Below are 9,053 nucleotides of genomic sequence, written 5' to 3'. Positions count from 1 at the left end.
GCTACTCGGCGGCTTTGTCAGTGCTTTATTTTTTGTTTGCGACCGTGGCGTTATTGTCTGCGTCGGCTCCCCCAATCACATACTCATTGTATGCTTCTGGGCTGAGCTTCCTTGACGGCTTAGCCACAGCCGCCGTTGGCCGAAGATAGGGAAAGTGTTTTGGATGTCCTGTATATTCCTTCGGAGAGTGTTTAGGGTGTCCTATATATTCTATTAGCCCTATATATTAGGCCGCTTGAGCAACTCAAGCGGGAACCGCCCGATGGCAGCAGAGTGATCCCCAGTGAGAGAGCATAGTTTATGGACTAAAATTCTATGTATTCTGACTCGCCGGAGAGTAAATACTTTGCTGAGGTTTTTGCGGCCCATATTGTTTGGCAGCCTTTTACTGGCAACGGCCGCAGTTAATGCAGTCACGATTCCCTATTGTGTCGACCCCGACTGGATGCCTTATGAAGGCATAGACCAAGGCAAGCACGTAGGGATCTCATCCGGCTTTCTTGAACTTATTGAAGAGCAGACTGATTGGCAGTTTCAGCTGGTGCCCACAGACAGCTGGCAACAGACATTAGCCTACTTGAAGCAGCAACGCTGTGTATTCACCACCATGCTTAACTACACTCCCAGGCGCGCTGAGTTCTTATATTTCAGCGATATCTATAGCCGTTCTCCCAATGTGTTGGTTTCACGCCGCGAGCAACCTTTTTTGCAGAATATGGAGCAGGTCGGTGATAGAAGCCTGGCGATCCCCAGAGGCTACCGCTTGCTGGATTATGTGCGCCAGAACTATCCCAAGATCCGCATTATTCTGGCCGAGACAGAGCAGCAGGGATTGGAGATGGTCTCCAGCGGTGAGGCGGATCTGTTTATCGGTTCTATGTATTCCATCAATGCCCGTATTCAGCAGAGTGGGTTGTTCAATCTCAAAATCGCCGCTTGGGCCGGGCCAGAGGAGCAGTTCCGGATGGCGGTGACTGAGAATAGCAAGTGGATGCTGCCCGAGTTAAATCGTTTGTTGGCGCAGATTTCTGACGACTACAGGGCCAGGCTGTATCGCCAGTGGAGTAATATAGCGGTATTGAAGCAAACGGATAGAGGGCTGACTTGGCAGCTTTTGGTTGTGGTAACACTGGTCTTCGGCGCTTTACTGGCGCGCTACCGCTGGATTAGTAAATATAACCGGGAGCTGACAGCCAAGAATCAACAGTTGGAGAAACTGCGTAATCAGCTATTGGAAACCAATAGGGAACTTGAGTTTATTTCGACCCATGACCCTTTAACCAAGTTGTATAACCGCCACTACTTTCATCGACACTTTGCGCCTGAACATCGAAGTGACGCTATGCAAGGGCATACATCACTGATAGTGATAGATATAGATTTCTTCAAAGATATCAATGATCGCCATGGCCACAGCGTGGGTGACTCTATACTCAGTGATCTGGCTTCTCTGCTCATGGAGGGAGCCCGCGAAATCGACCTAGTGGCCCGTTGGGGCGGTGAAGAGTTTATGATTGTTTGCCCGGATACTGATTGTGTTCAGGCAAGGCATCTGTGCGAGCGCTTGGCATCGGCGATGACTGTCTATCCTTTTTCTGCCGGTGTTCGCCTTAGCTGTAGTTTTGGGCTGACAGAGCTGAAACCCGGAGAGTCTATATGGAGCGCATTTGATCGGGCTGACCAGGCTTTGTATCGGGCCAAGTCGGAAGGCCGTAACAGAATTTGCTGCGATCCTGAATACGAGCGAGCCAATAAAATCGGGCCAAATTCATCGGTTTGAGGTTAGAGCGGCACTTTTATGAAGTCAATTTCTGTGTTTATGACCCGAATAGTGAAAGTATGTGCACTCAAGGTGTTGAATTTATAGGGCTTTATTTTTTTAATTCGTTAGCGGTGACAAACTGGTGAAAATTGAAACTGCTGATTGCAGCCTATGGGGGTTTCGGTGTTATAATACGCGCCTTATTTATGGGGTTCCGTCTGTCGCAGCTTTGAAGTGGCATACTCCGTCTCCTATTAACTAATCATTTGAAGTTGAATCATGACTGACTTATCAAAATACAGAAACATTGGTATTTTTGCTCACGTTGACGCGGGTAAAACCACTACCACAGAACGTATCCTGAAACTGACCGGCAAAATCCACAAGATGGGTGACAGCCACGACGGTACCACTACTACTGACTTCATGGAGCAGGAAGCCGAGCGCGGTATTACCATTCAGTCTGCTGCGGTAAGTTGCTTCTGGAAAGATCACCGTTTCAACGTCATCGACACACCCGGACACGTTGACTTCACAGTTGAAGTATATCGTTCTCTGAAAGTTCTGGACGGCGGTATCGGCGTATTCTGTGGTTCAGGTGGTGTTGAGCCTCAGTCCGAAACCAACTGGCGTTATGCTAACGAATCCGAAGTTGCTCGTATCATCTTCGTAAACAAGTTGGACCGTATGGGTGCCGACTTCCTGCGTGTTGTAGGTCAGATCAAGCGCGTTTTGGCTGCGACTCCACTAGTTATGACTCTGCCTATCGGCGTTGAAGACGAGTTCAAGGGCGTTGTTGACGTTCTGAACCGTAAAGCTTACGTATGGGATGATTCTGGTCTGCCAGAAAACTATTCTGAAGAAGCAATCCCAGAAGACATGGTTGACCTGGTTGAAGAGTACCGTGAGCACCTGGTTGAGACTGCTGTTGAGCAGGACGACGACCTGATGGAAGCTTACATGGAAGGTGAAGAACCTTCTATCGAAGACCTGAAGCGTTGTATTCGTAAGGGTACCATCAACCTGTCCTTCTTCCCCACTTACTGTGGTTCTGCTTACCGTAACAAGGGTATGCAGATGGTTCTGGATGCGGTTGTTGATTACCTGCCATCTCCAACAGAAGTTGAGCCTCAGCCTCTGACTGACCCAGAAACTGGTGAAGAAACCGGTGAAGTAGCTACAGTATCTGCTGACGAGCCACTGCGCGCGCTGGCGTTTAAGATCATGGATGACCGTTTCGGTGCCCTGACCTTTATCCGTGTTTACTCAGGTAAGCTGAAGAAAGGTGACACTGTACTGAATAGTGCTACAGGTAAAACTGAGCGTATCGGCCGCATGGTTGAGATGCATGCAAACGATCGTAAAGAGATCGACTCTGCTCAAGCCGGTGACATCATCGCCGTTGTGGGCATGAAGAACGTTCAGACTGGTCACACTCTGTGTGATCCTAAGCACGAATGTACTCTTGAACCTATGATCTTCCCTGATCCAGTAATCTCTATCGCTGTAACTCCTAAGGACAAAGGCGCTTCTGAGAAGCTGGGTGTTGCTCTGGGTAAGATGGTTGCAGAAGATCCATCATTCCAGGTTGAAACTGACCAGGAAACCGGTGAAACCATTCTTAAGGGTATGGGTGAATTGCACCTGGACATCAAAGTAGACATCCTGAAGCGTACTCACGGTGTTGAACTGACTGTTGGTGCTCCACAGGTAGCTTACCGTGAAACCATCACTCAAGCCGTTGAAGACAGCTACACTCACAAGAAGCAGTCTGGTGGTTCTGGTCAGTTCGGTAAGATTGACTACCGCATCCGTCCAGGCGAAGCTGGTAGCGGCTTCAAGTTCACCTCCAGCGTTGTTGGTGGTAACGTACCTCGTGAATTCTGGCCAGCAGTTGAAAGCGGCTTCGAAGACATGATGAACGAAGGTCCTCTGGCTGGCTTCCCTGTACTGGACGTTGAAGTTGAACTGTTCGACGGTGGTTACCACGCAGTTGACTCCTCTGCGATCGCGTTTGAAATCGCTGCCAAGGGCGCATTCCGTCAATCTATGCCTAAAGCCAAGCCTCAGTTGCTTGAGCCTGTGATGAAGGTTGACGTGTTCACTCCAGACGATCACGTTGGTGACGTTATCGGTGACCTGAACCGTCGTCGCGGCATGATCAAGGATCAGGAAGCTGGTCTGACTGGCGTACGCGTTAAGGCTGACGTGCCACTGGCAGAAATGTTCGGTTACATCGGTCACCTGCGTACCATGACTTCTGGTCGTGGTCAGTTCTCCATGGAGTTCTCTCACTATGCTCCATGTCCTGCCAACGTGGCTGAGACTGTTATCGCAGAAACCAAGGCTCGTAACGCAGCCAAGAAATAAGGATTAATTATCCTGATAAAAACCCGCCTTGATGGCGGGTTTTTTTATAGGCGAATATCTTGTGCCGCGAAGTCGGCAGAATCAAATTTGCACTCAGCTCGGCGGATGCCGATAAATATCAGTGGTCGCTTAACCTCGACTTTTAACTACAGTTAAAAAGGGGATAATTACCGTATGGCAACTGTTTCCGAAAGTGGCATATGGCATAGGACCTACGGTGAAGAAGCTGAGATTGACCTTGAGGAAGCCAGAGAGATAGGGGGCAGGAACAGGTGATAAGGGCAGATAAACAAAAGCCAGCTTGATAAGCTGGCTTTGTATTGACTGATAAGTTTTATCAGTCTTCCAGGTTACCACAGAAACGGTAGCCTTCGCCGTGGATGGTGGCGATGATTTCCGGTGTATCAGGCACACTTTCGAAATGCTTACGGATACGGCGGATAGTCACGTCAACAGTACGGTCATGTGGCTTGAGTTCACGGCCGGTCATCTTCATCAGCAGCTCGGCGCGGCTGAGGATCTTGCCTGGGTTTTCCACGAAGTGCAGCATGGCGCGGAATTCGCTACGCGGCAGCTTGTAAGATTCACCCTGTGGGCTGACCAGTGAACGGCTGTTGATTTCCAGGCTCCAGCCATTGAAACGATAATGTTCCACGGCGGCCTTTTCTTCAATTTCAGCACCTGAGCTGTTGACGCGAGTCAGCAGGTTGCGGGCACGAATAGTCAACTCACGAGGGTTGAACGGTTTGGTGATGTAATCATCAGCACCGATTTCCAAGCCCAAGATCTTGTCTACTTCGTTGTCACGACCGGTAAGGAAGATGAGACCGATATTGTTGATTTCGCGCAACTCCCGCGCCAACAGCAAACCATTCTTACCCGGCAGGTTGATATCCATAACTACCAGGTTCACCTTGTTTTCCTGCAAGGCTTTGTGCATCTCTGCGCCATCATTGGCTTCGGTTACCACATAACCTTCTGCCTCGAAAATACTTCTCAGCGTGTTACGGGTAACGGCTTCATCTTCAACGATCAGAATGTGCGGGTTTTGCATGTTATTTACCTAATTAAATCAGTTTATCTAACCATGAGCGCGGGTGACGCTCCGCTATACTCTCTAAAACGCCAACATTCACAGGGTTCACGTAAGTGCTGTTCAAAACTGAAATGAAACGGCAACACACTTCATGATTAGCAAAAAGTATGCTCTCCACCCGGAGAGGCGCGAACTGTACTCTCTAGGATTCCCAGTGGCGGGATTTAGTTCCTGAAAGACATGGAAAATCCAGAAAATGCGATCTTAAAACCAGATTACATTTGGTACAGAGTCGTTATCGATAGAGACTTATGCTGTCGCGTAATGGCGCTAGCCTGGTCACACGCTTAACTCTAGGCCTCAGTCGATACAATCCATTGTACTAGGATTAGGCATTTGTTAACAAATGAAATGTTAACAAATTAATGTTTAACTATGATCTATGTCACAGGTTTTTATGTTAGATATTGAAACTTAAGCATTTTGTGTTTTGCCTTACTGTGAGCTTGCTCACGGGGCTAGGGGATTTCGTAAGCCTTTGCTAGAATAACTCCGGTTCATTAGAGACAGATACTACAATGGATGCTACATTTGAAAGTCTCTGGCAGTACTACCAGAGCGCATGCTTTTTTTTGACTCAGTCGTTTTCTTCCGCTGTTCCTTTTGCCATTGTCACCGCCCATAATCCCCTAGGGCAAAAACTGACTTCCTGCCAAAACCGTCTTCTCGATCGGCAATTACAAGGTGATATTGATAAGCTGGGCATACCCTATCGGGCTATTATAGGTGCGGCCGATGATCTCAGTCATATGGAAAAAAGTTGGGCCCTTTTTTTGGATAAGGCTGCGGCAATCGAGCTAGCATTCAAGTACCGTCAGAATGCACTTTATTATGTGGATAAAGGCTTGCTGACCTTAGTGCCCTGCCATAAAGGTGAGCATGAAATAGAGCTTGGATTATTTGCAAACCGAGCTCGTTTGGTCAATGAATTACCTGAACTTAGTGATAAATGAGTTGAGGATATTTCATCAGATGCAAATTAGCATTGACTTCATAAGGGCTTTATTGCTAATTTTTTCATCCCTTTCGCAAGAAAGGAACAGAAGAGGTGCGTTAACTAGGTAGTGAGTCAGAGGAAGCCAATTTCCAATGACGGCTCATGAGGGAGATTAACGCCGAGGTCGGGATGCGCATTGGTAACGCTCTCCGGTCGGTTGGTCAGGCTGAATCCTGGCGGCTGTCACCTGGTTTTGGTGGAGAGCTTCTGGTGACGATCGCTTTTTCCCTACTTTGGGGTGCGTTATCTCAGCACCAGGCTCTTCGAACGTTATCTGTTCGGAGCTTAACTCATGAAGTTTATTCTCGTTATCGACCTTTCCCTGTCACCTGCCTGTGGGGGAATGCGCTGATGTCTCTTGTTGTTGCCAAGTTTGGCGGTACCTCAGTTGCCGATTATCAGGCGATGAATCGCTGTGCCGACATAGTGCTTGCAAATTCAGCCACCCGTTTGGTTGTGGTGAGTGCATCCAGTGGTGTAACCAATCTGTTGGTGGAGCTATCTCAGGCAGACATGGGAGATGAGCGTCGTCTCAAACTACTGAAAGATATTGCCACCATTCAATATGCGATTCTGGACAAACTTGGCAGACCTGCCGATGTTGCCGCAGCGCTGGATGCTTTGCTCAGCCGCATGGCAACGCTCAGTGCCAAGCTGTTGCAGGCGCCGAGTCATGCTATGGTGGATGAGATCCTGTCCCTTGGTGAGCAATGCTCTTCAGCGCTGTTTGCCGCGGTTTTGAGAGAACGCGGTGCCAAGGCCAGCGCCTTTGATGTGCGTCAGGTGATGCGTACTGATAGCCATTTCGGTAAGGCCGAACCACAAATCGCCGAGCTAAAGCGACTGGCGACAGAGAAATTAAAACCCTTGCTTGAGCAGCAACTGCTGGTGACCCAGGGCTTTATCGGCGCCGATGCCGATGGCCGAACCACTACACTTGGACGTGGCGGCAGTGATTATTCCGCGGCTCTGTTGGCAGAAGCTTTGGAAGCCGATGCGGTCGAGATCTGGACCGATGTAGAAGGAATTTACACCACAGATCCCAGACTGGCTCCCAACGCCAGGCCTATCGCAGAAATCAGTTTTAACGAGGCGGCAGAGATGGCCACCTTTGGTGCCAAGGTGCTGCACCCTGCCACCATCTTGCCGGCGGTGCGTCAACAGATCCAGGTGTTTGTCGGCTCCAGTCGGGCACCGGAAAAAGGCGGTACCTGGATCCGTCACCAAGTGGAAGATGAGCCGGTATTCAGGGCTGTTGCGGTGAGACGAGATCAGACTCTGCTTAACTTGCACAGTTTGCAGATGTTGCATGCCCAAGGCTTTTTGGCAGAGACCTTTGCTGTGTTGGCGCGGCACAAGATCAGTGTTGACCTCATTACCACCTCAGAGGTGAATGTGTCGCTGACCCTGGATAAAACGGGCTCAGATTCGGCCGGCAAGGGGCTTCTGACCGAAGCACTGCTGCAAGAGTTATCGCAGAACTGCCGTGTGCGGGTGGAAGACAAGCTGGCTCTGGTGGCCATCATAGGCAACAAGATAGCCACTACCGCCGGGATCTGTCGCCGGGTATTTGAAGTGCTTGAACCCCATAATGTCCGAATGATCTGTCAGGGTGCCAGTCCGCACAATCTTTGTGTCTTGGTGTCGGAAGCCGAAGCCGGTGATGTGGTAGCCGCTTTGCATCGCAACCTGTTTGAAGGTGCTCAGGATGCAGCTTGAACACCTGCCGGTTGGGGAGCTGGCCGCAGGTCAGCCTCTGACCATACCCGTTTATCGCTTCAAAGGCACCAGTCATAAGGCACCCAGCGTCTATATTCAGGCTAATGTGCATGGCGCCGAGGTGCAGGGCAATGCGGTGATTTTGCAGCTGCTGCAGTACTTCAGGGATTATCCGCCTCTGGGAGATATCACCCTGGTGCCTCTGGCCAACCCCTTGGGGATTAACCAGAAAAGCGGTGAGTTTACCTTGGGCCGTTTCGATCCCATCACAGGTATTAACTGGAACCGAGCTTATCTGGATCAGGCCGTCCAGCTGGATGATTGGTATCTACAGCACAGTGAGTTGCCGGAGCAAGCACTGTTTGACGCTTTTCGTCAGCTTCTCATTGCCAACTGTGAACAGGCATTGGCCAATCCTTGGGGAGTGACGACCGGCCAGAGATTGGCACTCAATCTGCAGAAACTGGCGCACAGTGCTGACATAGTGCTGGATCTGCACACTGGCCCCAAGTCCTGTAAACACCTCTATTGCCCCGAGTATGAGCTGTCCGCTGCAGGTTACTTTCATATTCCCTACACCTTGGTGATGCCCAAAGGCTTTGGCGGCGCCATGGATGAAGCGGCCTTCAATCCCTGGTGGCAACTTAGCGACTATGCCAAGAGTCGCGGGCGAGAGCTGAAAGTCGCAGTATCGGCCTTTACCTTGGAGCTTGGCAGTCAGGAGCGTATCGATCTTGCCGATGCCAGTCGCGATGCCGAAGGGATATTAAGTTATCTGAGCTATAGAGAGGTGATAGCCCAGAGCGTACAACCCGAGGTGATGCCGCGTTTTGCTTGTTTGCTGAAAGACTATCGAAAGTTTCATGCACCTATGGCCGGTATGGTGGAATATCTGGCCAAGCCGGGGGTGCCTTTGTCCGCCGGCGCGCCTCTGGTCAATATGCTCAGGCTCGACCGAGTCGATGCCGGTACTGAAGTCACCAGGCTCTCGCTTAATGAGGATGTGATCCCCGTGCTACATTTTGCCTCGGCGTCTGTGCACCAGGGAACTGAGCTCTACAAGGTGATGACCAACTACTTTACTCTTTTTGATTAAGTTAAATCCCGGT

The 9,053-nt window shown here is 50.0% G+C and carries 6 protein-coding genes and 1 riboswitch; of the genes, 5 read left to right on the top strand and 1 reads right to left on the bottom strand.

The genetic code is table 11. The annotated features are described in order from the left end of the window. Positions 1-346 precede the first annotated feature (346 nt). Positions 347-1,780 (top strand): diguanylate cyclase, encoded by a 1,434-nt coding sequence (locus tag ACMHXE_RS06800; protein ID WP_146225972.1) that lies wholly within the window; start codon positions 347-349, stop codon positions 1,778-1,780. 261 nt (positions 1,781-2,041) lie between these two features. Next, positions 2,042-4,132, top strand: coding sequence for an elongation factor G (gene fusA, locus ACMHXE_RS06795; protein WP_234555542.1), 2,091 nt, complete (start codon positions 2,042-2,044; stop codon positions 4,130-4,132). 337 nt (positions 4,133-4,469) lie between these two features. Here fusA and arcA read toward each other — a convergent pair whose 3' ends face one another. Continuing rightward, positions 4,470-5,186 carry a two-component system response regulator ArcA gene (gene arcA, locus ACMHXE_RS06790; RefSeq protein ID WP_039035539.1) on the bottom strand — a complete coding sequence of 239 codons (717 nt, stop codon included), beginning with the start codon at positions 5,184-5,186 and terminating at the stop codon, positions 4,470-4,472. Between the two features lie 560 nt (positions 5,187-5,746). Here arcA and ACMHXE_RS06785 point away from each other — a divergent pair. The 3 genes from ACMHXE_RS06785 (at position 5,747) to ACMHXE_RS06775 (ending at position 9,040) form a co-directional block, all read left to right on the top strand. Then, positions 5,747-6,181, top strand: coding sequence for a DUF3293 domain-containing protein (locus ACMHXE_RS06785; protein ID WP_413731771.1), 435 nt, complete (start codon positions 5,747-5,749; stop codon positions 6,179-6,181). Positions 6,182-6,263: 82 nt separating this feature from the next. Beyond that, positions 6,264-6,440, top strand: a riboswitch (Lysine riboswitch). Positions 6,441-6,576: 136 nt separating this feature from the next. Continuing rightward, on the top strand, positions 6,577-7,944 hold the full coding sequence (gene lysC / locus ACMHXE_RS06780; RefSeq protein ID WP_101052795.1) for a lysine-sensitive aspartokinase 3: 1,368 nt from the start codon (positions 6,577-6,579) through the stop codon (positions 7,942-7,944). Next, positions 7,934-9,040 (top strand): succinylglutamate desuccinylase/aspartoacylase family protein, encoded by a 1,107-nt coding sequence (locus tag ACMHXE_RS06775; protein ID WP_101052797.1) that lies wholly within the window; start codon positions 7,934-7,936, stop codon positions 9,038-9,040. Before lysC ends, ACMHXE_RS06775 begins: the two co-directional genes overlap by 11 nt. Positions 9,041-9,053: the final 13 nt, after the last annotated feature.

The organism is Shewanella sp. BJSY2023SW007, assembly GCF_047314525.1.
In the GTDB taxonomy this organism is placed as follows: Bacteria; Pseudomonadota; Gammaproteobacteria; order Enterobacterales; family Shewanellaceae; genus Shewanella; species Shewanella chilikensis.
The sequence above is the reverse complement of the archived record's forward strand: the minus strand, read 5'-3'. Positions and strand labels throughout refer to the sequence as shown.

Coding starts and splice junctions, on each gene's coding strand:
- fusA (WP_234555542.1), top strand. CDS start 2,042: ATGACTGACTTATCAAAATACAGAAACATTGGTATTTTTGCTCACGTT.
- lysC (WP_101052795.1), top strand. CDS start 6,577: ATGTCTCTTGTTGTTGCCAAGTTTGGCGGTACCTCAGTTGCCGATTAT.
- ACMHXE_RS06785 (WP_413731771.1), top strand. CDS start 5,747: ATGGATGCTACATTTGAAAGTCTCTGGCAGTACTACCAGAGCGCATGC.
- ACMHXE_RS06775 (WP_101052797.1), top strand. CDS start 7,934: ATGCAGCTTGAACACCTGCCGGTTGGGGAGCTGGCCGCAGGTCAGCCT.
- arcA (WP_039035539.1), bottom strand. CDS start 5,186: ATGCAAAACCCGCACATTCTGATCGTTGAAGATGAAGCCGTTACCCGT.